This is a genomic window from Chryseobacterium sp. Leaf201, assembly GCF_001421435.1.
GTDB lineage: Bacteria > Bacteroidota > Bacteroidia > Flavobacteriales > Weeksellaceae > Chryseobacterium.
Window position 1 is genome coordinate 1 of sequence record NZ_LMKA01000106.1, and the last position, 20,860, is coordinate 20,860.

Annotated in this window: 15 protein-coding genes; all 15 read right to left on the reverse strand. The window is 31.7% G+C overall.

The features are described 5' to 3' along the window. Positions 1 to 26: 26 nt before the first annotated feature. Positions 27 to 1,130, reverse strand: a complete 1,104-nt coding sequence (locus tag ASE55_RS16155) for a DUF7005 family protein (RefSeq protein WP_056222012.1) — start codon at positions 1,128 to 1,130, stop codon at positions 27 to 29. Between the two features lie 2 nt (positions 1,131 to 1,132). Then, entirely contained in the window at positions 1,133 to 4,048 is a 2,916-nt protein-coding gene (locus ASE55_RS16160; protein ID WP_056222014.1) for an NHLP bacteriocin export ABC transporter permease/ATPase subunit, read from the reverse strand. 10 nt (positions 4,049 to 4,058) lie between these two features. Then, positions 4,059 to 6,251 carry an NHLP family bacteriocin export ABC transporter peptidase/permease/ATPase subunit gene (locus tag ASE55_RS16165; protein ID WP_056222017.1) on the reverse strand — a complete coding sequence of 731 codons (2,193 nt, stop codon included), beginning with the start codon at positions 6,249 to 6,251 and terminating at the stop codon, positions 4,059 to 4,061. 11 nt (positions 6,252 to 6,262) lie between these two features. After that, positions 6,263 to 7,525 carry an NHLP bacteriocin system secretion protein gene (locus ASE55_RS16170; RefSeq protein ID WP_056222019.1) on the reverse strand — a complete coding sequence of 421 codons (1,263 nt, stop codon included), beginning with the start codon at positions 7,523 to 7,525 and terminating at the stop codon, positions 6,263 to 6,265. Positions 7,526 to 7,536: 11 nt separating this feature from the next. After that, positions 7,537 to 8,823: a TolC family protein gene (locus tag ASE55_RS16175; protein WP_410493067.1), complete on the reverse strand. Its 1,287-nt coding sequence runs from the start codon at positions 8,821 to 8,823 to the stop codon at positions 7,537 to 7,539. Positions 8,824 to 9,126: 303 nt separating this feature from the next. Further along, positions 9,127 to 9,648 carry a cyclic nucleotide-binding domain-containing protein gene (locus tag ASE55_RS16180; RefSeq protein WP_056222024.1) on the reverse strand — a complete coding sequence of 174 codons (522 nt, stop codon included), beginning with the start codon at positions 9,646 to 9,648 and terminating at the stop codon, positions 9,127 to 9,129. 377 nt (positions 9,649 to 10,025) lie between these two features. After that, positions 10,026 to 10,667, reverse strand: a complete 642-nt coding sequence (locus ASE55_RS16185; RefSeq protein WP_056222027.1) for a helix-turn-helix domain-containing protein — start codon at positions 10,665 to 10,667, stop codon at positions 10,026 to 10,028. A 648-nt stretch (positions 10,668 to 11,315) separates the two neighbouring features. Beyond that, positions 11,316 to 11,456, reverse strand: coding sequence for a hypothetical protein (locus ASE55_RS20355; RefSeq protein WP_157844658.1), 141 nt, complete (start codon positions 11,454 to 11,456; stop codon positions 11,316 to 11,318). Positions 11,457 to 11,577: 121 nt separating this feature from the next. Beyond that, positions 11,578 to 12,297 (reverse strand): LytR/AlgR family response regulator transcription factor, encoded by a 720-nt coding sequence (locus ASE55_RS16195; RefSeq protein WP_056222032.1) that lies wholly within the window; start codon positions 12,295 to 12,297, stop codon positions 11,578 to 11,580. Beyond that, the gene (locus tag ASE55_RS16200) at positions 12,290 to 13,084 is read right to left on the reverse strand and encodes a sensor histidine kinase (RefSeq protein ID WP_157844659.1); all 795 of its coding nucleotides are present in this window, start codon (positions 13,082 to 13,084) and stop codon (positions 12,290 to 12,292) included. The genes ASE55_RS16195 and ASE55_RS16200 overlap by 8 nt, the downstream gene beginning before the upstream one ends. 374 nt (positions 13,085 to 13,458) lie before the next feature. Further along, a complete protein-coding gene (locus tag ASE55_RS16205) occupies positions 13,459 to 16,491 on the reverse strand; it encodes a lantibiotic dehydratase (protein ID WP_056222038.1) in 3,033 nt (1,010 codons plus the stop codon). Positions 16,492 to 16,576: 85 nt separating this feature from the next. Then, positions 16,577 to 17,224, reverse strand: coding sequence for a DUF3667 domain-containing protein (locus tag ASE55_RS16210; RefSeq protein WP_056222039.1), 648 nt, complete (start codon positions 17,222 to 17,224; stop codon positions 16,577 to 16,579). Between the two features lie 109 nt (positions 17,225 to 17,333). Next, positions 17,334 to 18,878 (reverse strand): type 2 lanthipeptide synthetase LanM, encoded by a 1,545-nt coding sequence (locus ASE55_RS16215; protein ID WP_056222042.1) that lies wholly within the window; start codon positions 18,876 to 18,878, stop codon positions 17,334 to 17,336. Between the two features lie 63 nt (positions 18,879 to 18,941). After that, positions 18,942 to 19,595, reverse strand: a complete 654-nt coding sequence (locus ASE55_RS16220) for a hypothetical protein (protein WP_128414598.1) — start codon at positions 19,593 to 19,595, stop codon at positions 18,942 to 18,944. A 16-nt stretch (positions 19,596 to 19,611) separates the two neighbouring features. Further along, positions 19,612 to 20,860 (reverse strand): glycosyltransferase (locus tag ASE55_RS16225; protein ID WP_238585073.1); only part of this gene is annotated, 1,249 nt, incomplete at its 5' end.

A 20,860-nucleotide genomic window follows, 5' to 3' on the forward strand; every position in this document is an offset into this window, starting at 1 on the left:
AATTGTTATAATTTTTAAAAATAATATTAGTTATTTTCATTTTGAGCATAGAGTCTATTGTATCTTTCGGTAATTAAATTTAGCTCGTTTTCAGAACTTAATTGAATCAAATTTGTTTCACACAGACTTTGTATTCTACATATCTGATCGGCAGGCGATTTTATTTTCCCTACTATTGTATCAAAGGCACTGATATTTTCAATCGCATTTTTTATATAGAAAATTAGTTCCTTAAAATCCTTTTCAGAAAATTCTGACTTAGGAAAATAATTTTCGAGTCTCGCTCCTGTACGGTATTTCGGATATTCTTCCAAACCCATAAATTGAAGCATCCAAACCTTATTGTAACTACCGTAAGTTTTTGTTATCCCTATATAGTCGGCAATTAATTCGTCATGCAGGTTATTAGATGCACACCCATATTTTTTAAGTGTATATAAATGGGTACATTCATGCTCCAGCCTTATAGACAGTGAAAATAAATTCCAATCTTTTTCAGAAATGCCTAATTTGTCCGCAGAAACATTACTGTAAGGTTTTGTGCTCAGGATAATAATTCTGTCTTTATATAGAGTATGATTCGGTATAATATTTAAAGAAAATTCAGAATTCCAATCGCCGAAAGGATTATTTTTCAGCCAGTTGTTTTTTAAATCATGTATCCTACTCCAGTTATTTATTCCTTTAATAAGAACTGCTCCCATTGCTAAAGAAACGGGCACAGGATTATTCTTATGTAAAAGAGACTGAATAACAGTTCTGAAGTCTTCTTCATCCGGAATTATAATTACAGGAATCTTTCCGTAAACACTATTATAAATTTTTACGCTGATTTCCTTGGGGGCATTAAGATTTAAAGTTATTTTTAAATCTGTTAAAGGCTTTCCTTTAAGAACGAGATTGATATAATCCTGTGATTTGTCAATTCCGTATTCTATCTGAAAATATAGCTGTGGATAAAATTTTCTTATTATTTCAAATGTCTCTCCTGATGATTTCTCTAAAAATTGTTCCCAATACATAGCAGAGCTGTCTTCTCTAAAAAGTTCTTTATGTGTTTCTTTTAGTATAAATTTATTCTCAAAATATGATTTCAGATTATCAGAAAGACAAATAGAAGTATTTTCCATAATTATGCAATCTGACGTTTTGCGAGTTTATTAAACAATCCATTTAATTCCATTAACTCGTCATACGTTCCAGATTCAACTATTTCACCTTTATCCATTACAAAAATTCGGTCGGCATTTTTTATCGTGCTTAATCTGTGGGCAATTACAATTCTTGTAGCCTGTAATTTATCTAAGCTTTCAGAAACAATATTCTGAGTTCTGTTGTCTAAAGCACTTGTTGCTTCATCCATAAACAAGAGCCTTGGCTTATGAACGATAGCTCTTGCAATCATCAGCCTTTGCCTTTGCCCTCCTGAAAAAGTTCCCCCGCCTTCACTTACAACAGTATGCATTTCCATTGGCATATGTTTGATATCCTCTTCCATTCCTGCCATCCTTGCAGCATCCCATGCATCTTCAAGAGAAAGTTCTGAATTTCCTACAATATTCTGGAAAATACTCCCCGACATTAAAGATCCATTTTGCAAAACGACACCAATCTGTCTTCTTACCATTTCTTTATTCATAGAATCGTAAGCACCGCCGTCGTAGAAAATAGATCCTGCTTCAGGCTGCTCAAAACCTAAAAGCAATCTCATCACTGTAGATTTCCCCGAACCGGAAGAGCCTACAAATGCTACCATTTCACCCGGTTTAATTTTAAATGAAATATTTTTAAGGATTAAAGGCTGATCTTCATGGTATCTGAATGATAAAGAATTCATTTCTATTTCGCCTTCCAGTTCTCCCGGATCATGGCTTTGTTCCGTAGATTCAGGTTCTGCCTCTAAGATCGGCTTTACTCTTTCATACAATGGAACTACATTTAAAGAAGTTATTAAGGCCATGCTCAATCGCAGACTGTCATTTAAAAACTTATTAAAAGCAGTAATAAATGCCATGAAAGAGCCTACTGTAAGCATATTTATCTGCCCATCTGCATTGAGAACTGTATAATAAATAAATGAAAAGAAAAAAACACTGGTAAACAAGGGATAAGAACTGTTAAAAATCTCCACAAAATTCTGGTAACTTCCTGAACTGAAACCCAATTGTTTAATTTTCGAAAATTTCTCTGACCATAATGTAAAAATTCTTTTTTCACCACCCGTCATTCTTATTTTTGTAATTCCAGACAGAAATTCAAACAGAAAACCCTGCGTTTCTCCCTGTAATTCTGATATTTGCCGATCATGTTTTAGTTTTAAAAGGCCGATAATAATCATGAAGGCCGCGGCAATAGCTCCTAAAAGAATTCCGATCCAGGCTAATTTAGAATCATAATAGAATAATAAAATTAGATTTACGAAAGAAAATGCACCGCTCAATGCTGCTGTAATTAAGGTATTTGAGAGAACCTGCCGGATTGTATTGATGCTTAAAACCCTGTTCGTAAGATCTCCTGCTGTATATTTTTTATAGAATGTAACGGGTAACCTTAAGATATAATCCATTACGCCTGCCTGTAAATTAATACTTGATTTCGATTCAACACGAAGATTTAAAATCCCCTGAACCAACTGTAGTCCAGCCGAAATTAAGCCGATCATAATCATTATGGAAAACACCTCAAAATGCATTGAGCGATCTGCAGTAGGAATCACGTCATCAAACATTTTCCCAGACATAATAGGGATTAGCAAACCAATTAAACTTCCTGCCAGAGCAGCGAGAATTAAATTTTTACCGTCATTTTTTACGCCAGCCATTGCAAAGCTTAAAACCTGTTTCATAGATCCCATTTTCTTATCAAAGCCTGAAAAAAACATATAACCTATCGGCTCTAAACTTTCTGCAACCTCATAGTTAACTACGGTTTCTATTCCAGTTTCCGAATTTTTAAGAATATAAGTTTCTGAATTTTTCTGAATGAGTGCAACGGGAATCTTCTCAGTTTTTGTGAAAGCTAATAAATCTCCATTTTCTTCTTTCCACCAGACTCCTCTCAGAATAATTTTTCGCACTCTGAGATTTGAACTTTTAGCAATGGCATATAATTGATTTGTAGTGCTGTTCTGGTAAGACTCTATATGTTTCGGTTCTTCAATTTTAAATTTGGCATGTTCAGCAATAATTTTACAGGTAGCAAAAAGCGTATTTTTTATGGTTGAACTTTTAAATTCAGACGGATTATAATCTGTCTTCAGCGTGTTTTCGGTAACAATAGATTTTATTTTCTCTAAAGTCTGTGTAAGCTGCTTTTGCTCAACCTTCAGTTTTTCATCGAAATAGTTTTGCTCCTGATTTTGATGAGCAGCAATGTTTTTATTAAGCTGGCCATTAAAGTAAGCCAAAAGATGATCTATGGAGATTAAAAAATTAATATTTTCTTCAATAACTTCTCTTGTGCTCAGAACTCTAACTCTTGTATCTTTTGATTTGCCTGTAATCCATAATTTATTAGAAACCGGAACCGGGAATTTATATTCATCGGCAGCAGAAAGCGATGAATTTCCCGAAAAATATTCAATGTTTCCGATAAGTAGATTAATCCAGTTAATATTATTGGACGGATAAGCGGTACTGTTTTCATTTAATTGTATTTCTTCAAAACTGTCCAGAGGTTTATAAACTCTTGGCGCAGACAAACAGCTAATTTCCGTAGAGGTTTTTAGAATCCATTTGTTAATCATATTTTTAAGAAAAAGATGATCAACATTCAGTAAATCGCTTTTATTAACAGGAAGCAAAACAGCATTTTCTGAGAAAACCACAAGTCTGGTATCATTCTCTGTTGATTTTGTTAAAAGACTAAATATAATTTCTCCTTTTTTAGCAGCATAAAGATGCTTTAATGCACATAAATATTTTCCATTTTTATCAATTTTAGTATAAAAAATATTAACTTCACCGGCTAGTATCAACCATAATTGCTCAGTAGAGTTCAGTACAAAAGGTTCTTCAACGCCTATATATATTTTTTCATTTTTAGACATGGCAAAACAATTATTTGGTTTCTATTAACTTGGTATACACTCCGTTTAGCTTCATCAGTTCCTGATGTGTTCCTCTTTCCACAATTTTACCGAAATCCATTACGATAATTTCATCGCAGTCGATAATTGTGCTTAATCGATGGGCTACAATAAGACAGGTACATCCTCTTTTTTTGATGTTATCCATCACCTGTTTTTCAGTGGTAGAATCTAATGCACTTGTTGCTTCATCCATTACTAAAATTGACGGATTGCTTGATAATGCTCTTGCGATTTCCAGCCTTTGCCTTTGTCCGCCGCTGAAATTTGCTCCTCCTTCCATTACTTTACTGTCATAAGCATCGGTTCGTGATGCAATAACGTCATGAACTGCAGCATCACGTGCAGACTGTATGATTTGTTTTTCTGGAATCATCGGGTTCCAGAATGATATATTTTCGCTGATCGTTCCATTGAAAACCAAAACATCCTGGTCAATTACCGCTAGAGATTCATTAATAATATGTCTCGGAATATTTCTTTTAGGAATATCATCAAAGAAAATGTCTCCGCTCCAGGGTTCGTATAATCCGGATGCAATTTTCGCTACGGTCGATTTTCCGCTTCCCGATCCTCCTACTAATGCCACTCTGCTTCCTGGTTTTAGGTTTAAACTAAAATCCTCGATTAAAGCCGGCATTGTAGGATTATATCCGAAAGTGACATTTTTCATTTCAAAATAGCCAATCAGTCTGTTTTTTACCGAATTTTCAATTTCCGGAGTGATCTTATTTTCTTCTCTGAACTGATTATCGATTTCATAATTTAAAACATCATCAATACGGTTCATGTCACTCTCGGTTTCATGAAGCAGGGTTCCGACAGCAATTAATTGATTAACAGGATTAATAAAATTTCCCATTAAAAAGCTAAAAGCTACCAAAGCTCCTAAAGTCATCTCACCATCCATAATTCTTAAAGCTCCGACTCCTAAAATAATACTTGTGGTTAATGAAGAAACCAATGGCGGAATGACATTAAGTCTTGCAGTAAGCCATCCTAATTCCTGTTGGGAATTCATTACTTTGGCTAAATGCCCGATCCAGTTGGTAAAAAAATCATTTTCTCTTCCGGAAGCTTTTAGGGTTTCAATCATACTAATCCCGGAAGTTGTAGTTCCTAAAAGTTTTCCGGTTTCGTTGCTCATTCTTCTGTTCCCGTCTTTCCTGGCTCTTGATACAATCTGTAGAACTATAATGTTTACTACTGCCATGAAAATCCCTATCAATGTTAAAAAAACATCATAAGAAAACATTAGTAAGGCATAAAATACAACTACAATTACATTAAGGGCCGCGTTGGCAAGATCACCGCTTAATAATTTTGCGACTTTGTCATTTAATGATACCCTACTCCCGATTTCACCACTGTAACGCTGCGTAAAAAATGCAATCGGCAAATGGAAAACGTGCCATAAAAATTTACTTGATGTGGCCAATGCAATTTTGGTTTCAAGCTTTAATAAATAATATTGCTGCAGATAAACCAGCGCACAATTTATAAGCAATATGCCGCCCATAATCAATAACAAGGGCATAACAAATCCTGAGTAATTATTTACTAGATATTTATCTATAAAAACCTGAAGAAAAGAGGGGATTACCAATCCCGGAATTACCAGAAGTAAGCTTGCAATGATAATATAAACAATACTCATTTTTGAATTAACAATCCTTGAAGACAAAGAAGGAATCAATCCTTTTTTTTGATTACCTTTTTCAAAAGTTTCAGTAGGATTGAAAGTCAATACAACACCGGTATAGGACTCATCAAATTCTTTATGTGTTACAGTATATCTTCCCTGAGCCGGATCACTGAGGTAAACTTTATTTTTTGTAAAACCTTCTAAAACGAGAAAATGATTGAAATTCCAGAAAATAATTGCCGGGGTTTTTATCTGCATCAGCTTTTCGATAGATTTGGAATATCCTTTTGCTTCTAAACCAAATTCTTTTGCTGCTTTTATAATATTAGTAGCCTTCAAACCGTCTCTTGAAACTCCACAGCTGATTCTCAGCTTTTCAAGCGGAACGAACTTTCCGAAATGCCCTAAAATAATACTTAAAGCTGCTGCTCCACATTCTACACTTTCCATTTGCAGAACAGTAGGAACTCTCACAGGTCTTGCCTGTTTGTCTATTACAAAAGAGGAATTGTTTTTCATTTGTTTTAGATTTAGTACAGGTCAAAGAATTTTTTAAATGCCGGAACCACAATCGTAGCAGGTGCTTCTTCTTTTATTGTTACTTTTCCAATACAGGATGTTCCTTCTTTAATCAGAATATCCGGCCCTTTTGCGGAAGTCCATTTGTAACCACTGAAAGAAGCAGGATCCTTTTCGAAGTCAACATGCACTTCAAATAAAGGACCTCCGGCTAGCAGACCTTTTGCAAGCTGATCGTTTTTAACTGAAGTAAGCATTCCTCTTTCTGTGATAGGAAAATCTGAAACATAAGTAACTTTTGCCTTAATAAAACCATATTCCTGCGGCTGAATCGTAGAAGGAGCGACCAAAGCTTCCATTCCTTTCTTTATTTTTTTTCCGTCTTTTGAAGGAATATATAAAACACCATTCAGTTTTGCTAAATTTTGGCTTCCTTTATTTTTAACCTTGAAAAGCGGCGTTCCCTGTCCTACAACAACTCCTCTGTCGGTAAGAACCTCAACCACCTCTCCGTCATAAGGACTTCTGATATTTTTATTAGTATCATATTTTTCAGCTAAAAACTGAAGATTTCTCTGAGCTTCATCAATTCTTTGATTTTGAAGCGTCACTTTCTGCTGTCTGTCAAAATTCAGATTATGCTGTTGACTTGAAGTTTCTACAATCTGCCCTTTTAATCTTTCAATGGTATTTTTTGAAGCTTCGATCTGCTGTTTTGTATTGGCAACCTGAGATTTAATAATTAAACCTTTACTTAACAATGTATTTTCTGATTCCAGCTGATTATATAGAAATGCTAATTTTTTTCTTTCGGCTTCAATTTCTCCACCGATGCTTTTTCGGGTTTGGTTAATGTATTCTCCCTGAATTTCGTTTCCTTCATTACCGTAAGAAACAATTTTTCCCATTTCATATTTTCTGTCAGATAAAACTGCTTTTGCATCTTCAATCTGCTGAGATAATTCCGGCTGCTGAATGGTTGCGATAACATCTCCTTTTTTTACATTATCTCCGATGACGACTTTCAGTTCTACCAATTGCCCTTGTGCGGTGGAAACCACTTCGTGAACTTCACCGCCCTGAACAACACCAATAACATCTAATTTGGTCTTTACTCTTCCAAGAGCTGACCAAATAATTGCGATGCCTAAAGCTGAAGCAATTAAGCTAAGTGCAATCCAGGATTTCGGTCCTGTAACTTTTATAAGCTGATCTAATTTTTCCGGAGTCGAAAGTTTTTCTAATGCTGACTTTCTGAAGAAACCTGCTGACATATCTTTTGGTTTTAGTTTTGATTTGGTATAGAATAATATGATTCCCGGTTTATTTTAAATCCTTTAGCATCCTGGGAAATCAATGTTCCCGTTTCGTGTCTCAGATTTAAAATTGATAAGGCGAAATTTTGCTGTGCCTGTAAATACTGCAATTCAGAATTGGTTAATCTTTCCTGAAATAAAATAACATTCAGAAGTGTGGTAAGACCTGTCTGAAATTTCAATTGCTCATCATTAAATGCTTTTCGGTAATTTTCGAGCGCTTCTTTTGATCTTTCCAGAATAAGAACGCTGCTCTGCAAATTATTGACGGCTGTACTGATGTTCAATTCAATATTTCTCTGAAGGTTTTTTGTCACTACATTCTGGTCAGTAAGTGCAACTCTGCTTCTGTATAAATTTCCTTTTGCAAAATTGTTATTTAATGCAAATGAAAAAGTAAGTTTTGCACCTGCTCCCATATATCTTCCTTCGTCATTAACTAACGATGAGAATTTATAATTCCTTCCATTTCCCTGACTTGCATTGCCGTAGAAGAAAAATCCTTCCAGATCGAGTTGAGGTTTTTTGTTGTTTTCCGCCAACTCGTATTGCATTTCTGCTGCAGTTGTGGATTTCTGAGCAGCAATCAGATCATTCCTGTTTTGCAAAGCAAGATTTGTAAAAAATTCTTTATCTAAACTTTGGGAAACCCCGGATTCTTGGGCGGTTGGAAAACCATTTTGAGGATCTCCGATTTGCTGGCTTTCATCATCACTTAAACCAACTACCCTGCCTAAATTTAATCTTGCATTATAAAGATTTTGCTGCGCCGTAACCGTAAGTTTTTCCTGGTTTGCCAAGTCTGCATAAATCTGTGATAAATCTCCTGCTGGTTTTTTATCTGCTTTTACGAGTTCTTTGGTCATTTCAAGTACATCTCTTACACGCTTTTCGTTCTGCAAATAAATTTCAAGATTTTTGAATGCGGTATAATAATTCCAGTATGCATCGCCGATCTGCAAAATTTCATAAGAATTACCATACGCAGAGTTTTCTTTTGTGATCTCAATGTATAATCCTGCAACCCTTTCGGAAATCGTGGTAATTCTTGTTCCGCGACCTCTTAAAAGCGGCTGTACCAAAGACAATTTCAGAATTTGTGTATAATCTCCAACTCTTGGTCCGATAAACTGACTGAAATTATTAAATGGGAAATTGTCATTATTAAATGAATACTGTAAATCTAATTTTAAAGTCTGCCCTGATCTTATTTTCTTCTGTAATTTAGAGTAAAAATCTACTGTATTAGATTTCAAAATTCGATCTACATATAGATTTCTGGTATCGGTATCAAAAAGCCAATAATGATTTCTCTGGTAAGCAAGCTCTGAATTCAGATTATAATCAAAGATACTTCTCTGAATTTGCAATTCTGCTTCCGAATCCTGAATCGAAAAATAATTTCGTTGAATATTCGGACTTTTAGCGAATGCCAAGCCAGATAAATCAATCAGATCACCGTTGATGACCGTTTGGCTGAAAGCAGAACTGCTTACACAAATTAAAAAAATTCTTAAAATAGATTTAGCAGACCTCATGAATTAGTTTTTATTTTTCGGTTAAACTTCTGAAAAACGGTGTAAGATTTGTCCGAATCTTGATCCTGCCTGAGATACACCATCAAGAATATTGGTATCAATCAAATCTTCTTCTTCAGGTTTTCCGTATCCTAACTGATCGGTTGTATTTCTAAGCCTGTTTGATAGAAATAATGCAATCGCATAATAAAAATTTGCTCTGAAGCTTGGGTTTTCATTCATCCTTCTGGTAATTAAATCCTTTGGAATCACAAAAACTGAAGAATGTTTTGCCGCTACCACTGATACAGAAGGTGATCTCGACTCTACGAATGACATCTCACCCACGATTTCCCCTGCATTTAGTGTTGCAATATTTTCGATGGCAGAATCATCTGCACAAACTGACATTTGCCCGGAAAGCACGATATAAAGGTTTTCTACAGGTTCGCCTTTTTTAATTAGCTTGGTTTGTGGTTCTACTTCTATTTTATGGCCATTTTTGATCATCCATTCTACGTCCATGTCATCTAACTGACCCAAGAAGAAAAGTACTCTTTTCATTTTTTTTAAATTTAATGGTTATGCAATTTATTTGTTTTTATAAGTGTAAATCAGCCAATTTCTATGGTATTACTGACTTATCATATGAGGTAAACCTTTTACTATCTTCACTTGATCTGTCGGATATTGGATGTAAATCTTTATTTCCGAGCTTCTGTTCATTATTAAATTTCACAGAAATATTAATATTCGGGATCTGACTGATAGGTAACTTTTATTTTTTTATTATCAGGAAGATTTGTTTTAAAATAAACTTTCTAAAGTCTCTTGAGGATTTTCAATAAGTGCTTTTTTAAAACTTTATCATTCCAGGCTTTAGAAATTATTTCTGAAAGTATTCCTCTGCCTTATGTTGATCTGTAAGTTACATCTTGAAGTTATTGAAGAGAATTAATAAGCTCTTTAGGTGAAATATCATACTGCTCACTGAAAAGCTTAGAAAAATAATGTACATCGTTGTATCCTACTGCATAAGCAATCTGTGAAATAGAATTCTGGATATAATTATCAATCATATGCTTTGCTTTGTGAAGCTTAAGAATTCTTATGTATTTATTTGGTGTTAAATGAATTAACCCTGTAATTTTTCTGTACAACTGTCTTTCGCTTACTGCCATCCTGTAAGACAAATCGTAAATATTAACATCATTTTGATTTATTGACTGATAGATCTCCTTTTCAAGATTTACAAGCCAATTCTGGTCGGGTTTGGTAATTTTCCCAGGCTGAATTTCTCTAATACACATCGACTTTACATTGATATTGGATTCATAAATCTCAAAAATATCGGGTTTGCTGTGAAGTGTAACATTTACTGATTTTGATTTGATTTCCAATAAAATTTCCTCGATAATTTTATTGATCTGCTCGCTGTTTGTAAATATGATTTCGTTTTGAAAGCTATCTCTTTGACTGCTTGCTGAAAGAATAGTTTCCAGAGGATTCTTAATATTCTGAACGATTTGATTCAACAAATCAGGGGCAGTCCAGTCGATAGTTGTATTTTTTAGAGAATTCATGGTTAGCAGTTTTTGGTTTTATTTAATCGGAATGGTGTTCTAAAGCTTAAAACTTTGAGTAAAAGTATTTTACAATATGATTTACATGAAATCTTTTAGATGAAGTGCCAGATTTTTTCGACGAAACTTCGATTAGTTTAGATAATAACCTTAAGAAAGTAATATTGTTGGTACTCTTTTAGATAAAAAAGCTGTTTCAATGGATTAGAAACAGCTCTAATTGTTTTAATTTTTTGAAGAGGATTAATGCTTGAAATTTCAGAATTAGGGACTTCGTATAGATTCTACATTTGGTTGTCAATCAACAAACTCATTCCATTTACAAAATCTGAATAATTGAATGATTTTTTAAGATAAACAGCATTTGCATGCCCGTAGATATCTATAAGATTATTATTATCACTGATAAAAATAGTCGGTTTTGTACTAATGTTATATTTTATGGAATGAAATGAATCATTCTCTAAAAAATCAGGCTCGATAATAATAATATCGGATAGTGAGATCATTTTGTGGCTAAGCAATTCCTGAACTTTTATTTTCTTCAGTTTTAGAAATGGCATATCTGAAACGTATTTTTTCAGTACATGATCCAGAATTATATCCTGAATAATATAGAGACACAAAACAGTCATAATAATATTCGGTTTACCAAATAAGGGATGTTGTCATGATGATAATGGTAGGATCAAGTGTATTTTCACCTGTAGAATTGTTTGCTGATACAACTCTTTTTTTAAGAATCAATTTACTCTTTTTGTTTGGTGTTTTTGTGTTGGTGTTTTTCATGGTTATCATTTTTAGTAATTCAAAAATGATAAACATGAGATGATTTTAAAATTAATTTAGACCAAATGAAGGGTAATTTAGGCGAAACCTGTTTTTTATCCGATGAATGTTCTTAGAGCATTTAGTTATTTTCTATTCCGAGCTTTTTGAACAGCTCTGCTTTTGCGGATAATGAAATCGGTAAATTCTCACCAATCGTCATCCGAACTGTGTTTCCGTAAAAAGATTTTGCAAATTTTGTATTGATAATGAAAGATCTCTGTATTCTGAAAAAATTATCAGGAAGCTTTTCTTCGATCGCTTTCATTGTAGAGTGGGTAATATATCTTTCGGTTTCTGAGAGATGAATACGCAGATAATCTTTTAATGCTTCAATATAAATAATATCTTCAAATAAAATTTTGACAAGCTTATTATCAGCTTTGATGAAAATACGGTCCACTTTTTCCTGAGAAAGAACAATTTTATTTTCCTGCTGATTATTTAAAGATTGTTTTGCCCTGTTTATTGCTTTTAAAAACCGATCATAAGAAACTGGTTTTACCAGATAATCAACAACACCGGTATCAAAACCTTCCAAAGCGTATTCGCGATATGCAGTAATAAAAATAGTTGCAGGCTTTTGCGACAGTGAATTAATCAACTGAAGACCTGTAAGTTGTGGCATTTCAATATCGGTAAGAATAATATCTACTTTATTATTCTGAATAAAATTTAATGCATCCAGAGATTTGCCAAAAGAACCGATCAGTTCTAAAAACGGAGTTTTTTCTATAAAGCTTTCAATAATCTCTCGTGCGATGGGTTCATCGTCTACCACTAAACATTTGATTTTATTCATCGCTAAGATCTAATTTTAGTTCAACTATAAATGTATCACCTCTTTCCTGAATATTAAGTTCATGTTTATCCGGATATAATAAGCATAATCTTTTTTTAACATTATCTATGCCTATTCCGCCATATTGCGAATCTTTTTTATCAGTATTCATGGGTGTATCGTTTTCAACTGCAAAATAAACCTTTTTTTCTTTAGTTTCAATATAAATCTTCAAATAGGGAATTTCAGATTTCAATCCGTATTTGAAAGCATTTTCGATAAATGTGAAGAATAACAACGGAGATATTCTGGTATTCTCATCATCGCTATCAACAATAAGCGTAATATCATATTCTGCAGGATATCGCATTTTCTCCATTTCAAAATAGTTTTCAATAAAATCAATTTCTTTCTGAACAGGAATTTCTTCAACATTAATATCATAAAGCGTGTATCGCATGATTTCTGAAAGCTTCAGAATAAGTTCCGGTGCAATATCATCTTTTTTAATCGTTAAGCCATATAAATTATTAAGCGTATTAAACAGAAAGTGTGGATTCAATTGTGTCTGGAGAAATTTTTTCTCCATTACAACATTCTGATATTGAAGTTTTTGATTTTCCCGATTAGTAATAATTGATGCTGCATAAATTCTGCTCATATCAAACGTAATTTTAATAAATAAAAACGGAGAAATTGCAACAATTACATCAAAAGCATGAGAAATTACATTTTTGATTGAAATAATTTCAAGGGCAGATTTTTCATTATTTTGCTTAAGAAGGCTATATAAAATATTATCTTCCAAACCCGCATGGTATTTATACAATAAAACAAAATAGTAATGATTTGCAAGAAGCCACAGCTGAAAACAGATGGGAATCAGTATAATAAATAGTATAGCCCTATTTTTATTAAGTGTCTGAGGAATAATGAAATAAAAGAGTAAGTAAAAGATAATGATATTACATAGTGTTAAACGTATCGAAAAAAAGAATGCGGTAACAAAAGTAAATTTGTATCCGAAATAATATCCTGCCTGAATTAATGCAGCAAATAAAAGCCACATCAAAACATGGCAAATTATTCTGTTTGTTCTGGTGTAAAAACGTTCAAAATCGAAATTGACGACTCTTTCTAAAAATCCGTCTGACGGAGAATGTTGTTTAATCATTGTGTTGTTTATAAATCTTTTTCAGAGGAACTATACAGACATCTGTTGTAATATTTGTGACAGAAATAATAAATCAGAAATTCCCAGTTTCTCTGGTTAGCTATAAACCATCGGTTAAGACTCATGTGAATGAAATCCTGCAAATTTTGATTATTTAAATTCAATTCTGCTAAATTTCGATTTCTTTCCCTGAAAAACTGCACAAATGTATCATTTTTTAAAAACGAATGAAATAAATCTTGATTTTCGCGGTATTTTTTTTCAGTTTCAATTTTAAAATTTTCTGACTGTTCTTTTGCAAACGAATTTTTCATGGTTTCACAAAAGTCTTTTTTTGCTTTTAAATCTAATTTAAATAGATCCAACCAAGAATCCACATTTTTTGCAGCCGAGAACATTCTTAATTTTATATTATCATTAAAATCTTCATGCTTTAAAAATTTTGAAAAAAGTAAAGAATCTTTATAAAAAATGTATTCTGCAGTATCAATTTCAGAAACTGAATATCTTTCTATTTCACGATTATAAGTATCTAAACTAATTTTCCAGATAATATTTTTTTTAATAAAATATCCAAGATTTTGATTTGCCTGACTTATAATTTCTCCTGAAAACTGATCTGATTTCATCTGAATTCTTAATCTTATATGATAATGCGGATCGAGATAACGAATGAAAAACCATTTTTCAACCAGCTTATTTTTTTCAAGCTTTTTTATTTGTTTGAAAAGCTTTTTAAGAATAACATCAGAATAATTTGCATCACAGTAAATTTTAAAATAAAGCCATTTCTCACCTGGATGAAAATTTCTTTTTCCAGTTTGAACATAATTTAAAGAAGACTTTGTCATTGCTTTTGGCTGATTAGTTTTTAATGGAAGAATAAACTGATTAACAAAACTATCTGTGCTGTTAGGATCGTATAACCACTCTTTTAAAACAATTATTTTATGGTTTTTATAAATTTCGTCTAATAAAATATCAAGATAAGAATCATTGGAAGTATCTAAAAACAATTCATTATCCCCTTGACAAAGCAGAACGTACTGATTTACATTCCATTTTTTGAAAAAATCTTTTAGTTTCTGAAGCGGAATTTGAGAATTTTTAATTGTTGTAATATTACTTTCCTGTAAAATCCAACAATATGGATGAAGGATAATATTTTTAAAAACAATTCGTGGAAAGAATCTTTTTTTAGAACTTAAAAAATCTGGCAAAATGGCCAAATTTAAGGGGTTCTGATCCTGGAGCGCACATAAAAATCTATAAATAGAATTATTACTTGCCATAAAATTATGAGCGCTTGATAATCTCGGAATGATCCTTTTCTTAAGGTTTTTAGATTTTAAAACAATTTCATTATTTTCTATGCAAACTAAAATATCCCGTAGTGAAATCTGATTTCTTATAGGGAATGAACTATTATAATAAATCGGAATTTCATAATTGAAATAAGTCAGTTTTCTGGTGATATTGGCTTCTTTTCCATCTGGAATCCAAATAATTTCCGCAAAAATAATATCATCTGAAATTTCTTTCTCAAAATAGGCAATGCTTTTGCAGAGAGACTGAATTTCATTATTCATGTAAGCAAATCTTGAAAGCAGTGTATTGGCATGAACTCCGCCTGCACTTTGCAACAAGATTTTATCTGAATTTAAAACCTGTCCTACAATATTAAAACTGTTTGATAAAGAACTGTTTTGATCCTGAATATCTTGTAAATCGTTTTTATTAATTCTTATTTCTGTTTCTCCATGTGATAAACTTTCTATTTTATTAATCAGCCATGAAGAAAAATTCTGCTTATTTTTAGATTGATCTTTAATTGATTTTTTAGTAAAATTAATGAATTCATTGTTTGAAACACTTCCAATATTTTCACTGGCAGGAAAACCAATCCCAATTTCAGGATCCAATGCTTCCAATAAAGAAACAGAAGCTGTCTCATATTTTTCAGAGAAAATTTTTATGAAACTTTCCACTTCAGATTCTCTTTGACCTTTGGCAGTAATTTTACTGAGTATAGAGATTGCTTCATTCAGATTTCTTAAATTATTTACTGAAAATTCTGGAAGACTGGCATTTTCATTTAAAACATCGACATGAAAAATCTGTTCGTTCTCCATATTAATTTTCATGTCCTTAAATAATTCTGAAATGCTTTCAAATTCACTCTTATTAAAATCTCCGGAGGGCGAATTTTGTATATTTGAAATATAATCCGAAATCAATTTCAATAGACTTTTATATTGAAGAGCTTCAGGAGAATTTTTAATTTCATATTTTTCAAGAAATTCATTAATATGTCTAAGTTCATTTTTATCTGTCTGACTAAGCTCTAATTCGCTGACCAAAAATCCTGAATCTACTAATTCATGAAAAAATTCAAGAAATTCCTGTTCTTCAAAATCTTCGGAAAACCGATTATATATGAGATGAAAATTAACTTTTTCTTTTTTACTTTTTGAATGAACAAAATTTAGAATTTCATTCTTTTCAAGAGAACTGACCTGAGGATTGTTTTTACATTTTTTATCAATTTCCAGATACCGAAACTGATTATTAAAAGAGTATAAAGTGTTATTAGCCGAATAAGAAATATGCTGTGAAAGAAATTTATTATTTTCTATTGAACGAATGATATTTCGAATGATATTTACATCAAGCCTCAGTTTCTTCTTGTTACTAAAACTTTCCTGAGTATCATTTTCTGAAATATTTTGAATTGCTGTTCCGGCAAACGTTCCGTAAGGGGTTGGTCTTGTAGAAGCTCTGATTAAGTATTTTTTCAGAGTGAGCAGAATTCTATCTCTTTTCTTCTCGGACAAATTTTCATTTTTTAACTTTAAAATCGTGCTGTAAAGCTGTTTTGAGCTCCAAAAAATGGCTTCCAGAAACTTTTCATCTTCAAAGTAATCCCGGATTAGTTCATCGAGATTTTTTGTTGTATTTTCATCGTTAAATAATATCTGATAAGAAAACAAAGGATTTCTAACCATTATTTTCCCAAAATCTTGAAATGAATTTTGTGACATTTGGTTCTAGTTTTATGCCAAATATCGTGATTCGTGCTGGAAATTAAAAATGTCTTCAAAATTGAAGACATTTTTAATATAATTATTAATTCATATATAGTAAGCCAATCTTATTTACTACTAAATTGATTGATCCACTAATTATGATTATTATCAAAACAATTGCTATACATCTCAATATGAGTTCTTTCTTACTATAATTAAAAGCGGAAAAATACTGTTGGAAAAACCAAAAATAATAAATCCATTCTAAGACAGCAACCAAAAAATTCATAAGTAGAACAATCCTGAGTTCTGATGTAAAAAACACTGCAAAAAGCGGAATAAAATTGATAAATAAAATTCCACAGGTAAAATACATCGTCATTACCAGATGTTCTGTATAATTTTGCTTACTTTTAAAGAACATCAGATAGCTTGCCAAAGCATACATAGGAGCTCCTGCCAATATAATATATTTTCCAAATTCACGCATTACACGCGCATTACCCTTTGTAGGACCAGTCTCTAAAACTTCTGCAAGCGTATTACTGGGAATTTTACCAATCAAATGTCCTATTGCATAAATAAGAATAATTAAGGTAAAATAATTGAAATAATTGACTCTTTTTCCTTGTATAAATTCTCTTATGCTGTGTCCAGGTCTCAAAAAAAGTTCTTTTACAGTAAAAATAAAACCTTTATCAAGATGGAAAACTCCGTGAATAAAATCATGTTTTACAACATGCTTCACGGAAAATCGATGTGTAGAAGTTTTTTGTCCGCAAACGGAACAGAAATTATTTATTGTATTACTATCACAATTAAGACATTTAAGGTTCATCAGTATGTTTGTTTTAATATTAACTGTTTAACCAAATTTTGATATATGCTAATTGTTCTTTCTTATGTTGATCAGAAAGCAAATCAATTCTTTTATAGATATTTTCAAGGCAGTTACTTTCGAATATTTTAAAAGATTTATTGCCTTCCAAAAAATTATCTTCACTCTTAAGAATGAAAATAGGAATATCTCCGTTCATCATCTGTTTAATTTCAAAATCTAATATAAATTGATATTCTTCCATTTCTTCTCTTTTGTATGCTTTTGACAGCAAATCGCGCAATTTTGAATGATAAACCTCAAAGCCTGACATAAAAACTGGATTCCTAAGATATTTTAAAATTTTAAAATAGACAAAGGTTGGTCTCCAAACATAGCGAACAAGTTTACTCTTAAATGATTGTAATGGAGATGTTTGTGATTTTAATTCTTCTTTCGAGCTTAAAAATAAATCATATGCCATTGAAAATCCAATACAGAAATCCTCCTTATATTGATTGACAAAAATGTAATTATTTTTATATATTGGCACATTTTTCTCCACTAATTTTCTCGTAACGAATTGTATTATTCGTTTTGAATCTATAGTATTAGAGTTTATTACCTTTTTATCAACTTCTGTTACTTCAAGCTTTCCAGGAACTCCGAATCCTGCAAGATCAGAAGGCAATCCCGTATTAGGATTTATAATTAAAGCACTTTCTAAGACAGAAAAATACGAAATTTTATGTTTTTCGTCCCAAGATCCTACGAATTCACTACTTAAAAAAGGTTGAATAATTGTTTCGTGGTCTATCAGAACCGGATTTTTTCCTGATGCTATTATATTTTCACGGTGATAATCTTTGCTGCCTAAAAGAAGTGTGACAGCAGAAAGTATTCCCGCTTTTTGATAGTATTTATGAAGATCTTTTTCATGATCTATTTTTTCATCTTCTATAAATTCAAGCCATCCGTAATCTTGACGATTCAGTACCTTAAATGTTTTTAAATCTAAATATAAGTTAGAGTTTATCCAATCTATAAAAGCATTATACGAATTTGTAATTTCTACATTTCTCGGTTTATAAATTAATTTTGTTCCGTTAGAGAGGTATATTAATGCTGTACCTTCACCATTATGCCCATCTCCTAAACTTGCTTTTATGTTTATGATATTTAAATCCCGAATCGAAATATTAAGATTAAATATTTTTATAACTTCTTGTATATCTTTATTAAAACGATCGACAATATTAAAAATATGATTAGAAAAATTGAGAACTTGAGTTTTAAGCTTCTCATCTAAAACAGGGTAATTCTTCGATAATGAGCTGTTAACTTCAATTATAAATTGTTCGAAAGTTGAATCATTATTATACGAAACAAACTGTTCTAATTCTGACTGTAAAGTAACTTCAGCAAAAGCACTTAATTCCTCAAGTAATGTGTTTTGCAAATTATTTTTCAAAGATGGTGATACATACTTATCAATATCCAGAAACTTCTCTACATACGGAAAAATTATTCCGAAAAAAGGAACTAATTCTGTTTCTGTAGATTCAAGAAAAGATGTATAATTCATAATTTTTAATTAAAATAATATTAACTTTTTAATATTTATGTAAGTCAGAGTTATATCATGCAATTAGACTGTTAAAAATCCAAACCTATATTTTCTGTCAAAATACTCTTGTTCTTCTACGGTTTGTTTGGTAATAATGATACAATTCTGCCCATAAGTTATTGTAGAAATTTTCAGGGAATTTTTCACTTTAGAAAATTCCTGATTAATCATTTCTTGGCATTTATTCATGTTTTTCATTAAATCAAAATTACCAACCTGATAACCATAGAGAACACAATTCGGATTCCAGTAATTGGTTTCAATATCTTCAATAATATATACGCCTCCATCTTCTAATAAACTTTCAAACAAATACATAAAAGTATCATACTGATGTTGTGGATTGTGGCTTCCATCGTCAATTATTACTTTTGCAGTTTTGATTTGTTGTACTGTATCTTTTAGGTCTTCAAGGTTAGATTGATCGCCTCTAATAACATTACATCTCTCATTTATATTTTTTTCAATATTTATATCCATACAAAATATGGTACTGCTTGGAAAATAATCACACCACATTTTCATAGATTCACCAGAACCATATCCTATTTCTAACATATTGAATGAATCATTTCTTAATTTTTCTAAAAAAAGAGGATAAAAAAAATGATAACCATGATGTGTTACTTTATCAGTATTTGCATTTTGAGATAACTCATAAAAAGATTTTTTCATGTTTTTAAGTTTAATATTAAGATAAAGCATAATTGATCACCTTTTGAATATTGAAATGATGAGTACTTTCTTCGATTTCAGTTTTCAGTTGATCCATCATTTTAAAATTTATTAATTCTTTTCTTTCAAAACGATCAATTGTCTCCAAAAAAATCTCCCAATAATCCGGATTATCTTCAGGATGAGGAATGTGAGAGGATACACCAAGTTCCTGTAATCTTAATGCTATATCTTCACGATCAAAGCACTGTGTTCCTATTGTTAAAGAAGGAACTCCATTTATGATTGGGTAATGATACATTCCTGAACCACATTGATGTATTACAAGATTTGAAATTCCACAGATATAATGTAGGGGCAACAGATTATTATGAAAAATACTTTCGGGATAAACTTTATTAATTTCACAATTGCATGTTGTTATAACTGCATAATCTTGTTTTACAAAGAATTCTATATAACGATCTATAGGTGTTTTGTCTATTGTACCTGTTGTTATAAAAACGATAGATTTGTCTTTATTACTTTCTAAGAATTCACCCAATTTCTCTGAAAGGTTTTTAGAGGGCTTATCCATTACAATAAGCGGTCCTGAATAGAAATACGAATCGCGATCTTCTATGTTTTCCGGCAGACGCTCTATACTTGCTATCCCAGGAATAATTTTTGCTTTGGGCGCAAAATATTTTTGCAAGAAAAAAGTATCTGAATTATCAAATTTTGGAATATCCAGCTTTTTAGGATCTGAAAGAAAAGCAGATCTATTGATGTTGATTCCTTTTTGCATAGAATGAACATGATGGGGATTTCTGTAACAAACATCAATGGATCTAAAAGTTCCTGTACGTTGAATTGAAATTCTTGGAATATTCTTTTTCTCTGCAATCAGTGGGGTTGTAAAAGAATTATCCTCAATCACAATTTGGGGATTAACTCTTTCATAAGCTTCCTGTTCTTTGATTATAACATATCTTGATATTTCCGGAAAGTCATTAGACAAAAGTAGATTTTCTTTATCTTTTCCGAAATAGTCGACTGTTGGACATTCTATTCGCTGTGTCTTCAGAAAAAATTGCAAATTATTATTAACTAAAAATTGATTTCCAATTTCCGGACATTTTTTTAAATATTTATGATGTAAAACATACAGCGGAAGTAAATGTGAAAGTCCGCCTGCAAAATAAGGTACGCTTAAAATATTCATTTGGTAGATAATTTTTATATTTGGAATACAAATCATTATTATTAATCCTTTTATACTATTA

What these genes read in the sequence shown, in the direction of transcription:
- ASE55_RS16155 (WP_056222012.1), bottom strand. Translation starts at nt 1,130, where the DNA reads ATGGAAAATACTTCTATTTGTCTTTCTGATAATCTGAAATCATATTTT.
- ASE55_RS20355 (WP_157844658.1), bottom strand. Translation starts at nt 11,456, where the DNA reads ATGAAAAACACCAACACAAAAACACCAAACAAAAAGAGTAAATTGATT.
- ASE55_RS16205 (WP_056222038.1), bottom strand. Translation starts at nt 16,491, where the DNA reads ATGTCACAAAATTCATTTCAAGATTTTGGGAAAATAATGGTTAGAAAT.
- ASE55_RS16160 (WP_056222014.1), bottom strand. Translation starts at nt 4,048, where the DNA reads ATGTCTAAAAATGAAAAAATATATATAGGCGTTGAAGAACCTTTTGTA.
- ASE55_RS16185 (WP_056222027.1), bottom strand. Translation starts at nt 10,667, where the DNA reads ATGAATTCTCTAAAAAATACAACTATCGACTGGACTGCCCCTGATTTG.
- ASE55_RS16170 (WP_056222019.1), bottom strand. Translation starts at nt 7,525, where the DNA reads ATGTCAGCAGGTTTCTTCAGAAAGTCAGCATTAGAAAAACTTTCGACT.
- ASE55_RS16165 (WP_056222017.1), bottom strand. Translation starts at nt 6,251, where the DNA reads ATGAAAAACAATTCCTCTTTTGTAATAGACAAACAGGCAAGACCTGTG.
- ASE55_RS16220 (WP_128414598.1), bottom strand. Translation starts at nt 19,595, where the DNA reads ATGAAAAAATCTTTTTATGAGTTATCTCAAAATGCAAATACTGATAAA.
- ASE55_RS16180 (WP_056222024.1), bottom strand. Translation starts at nt 9,648, where the DNA reads ATGAAAAGAGTACTTTTCTTCTTGGGTCAGTTAGATGACATGGACGTA.
- ASE55_RS16195 (WP_056222032.1), bottom strand. Translation starts at nt 12,297, where the DNA reads ATGAATAAAATCAAATGTTTAGTGGTAGACGATGAACCCATCGCACGA.
- ASE55_RS16215 (WP_056222042.1), bottom strand. Translation starts at nt 18,878, where the DNA reads ATGAATTATACATCTTTTCTTGAATCTACAGAAACAGAATTAGTTCCT.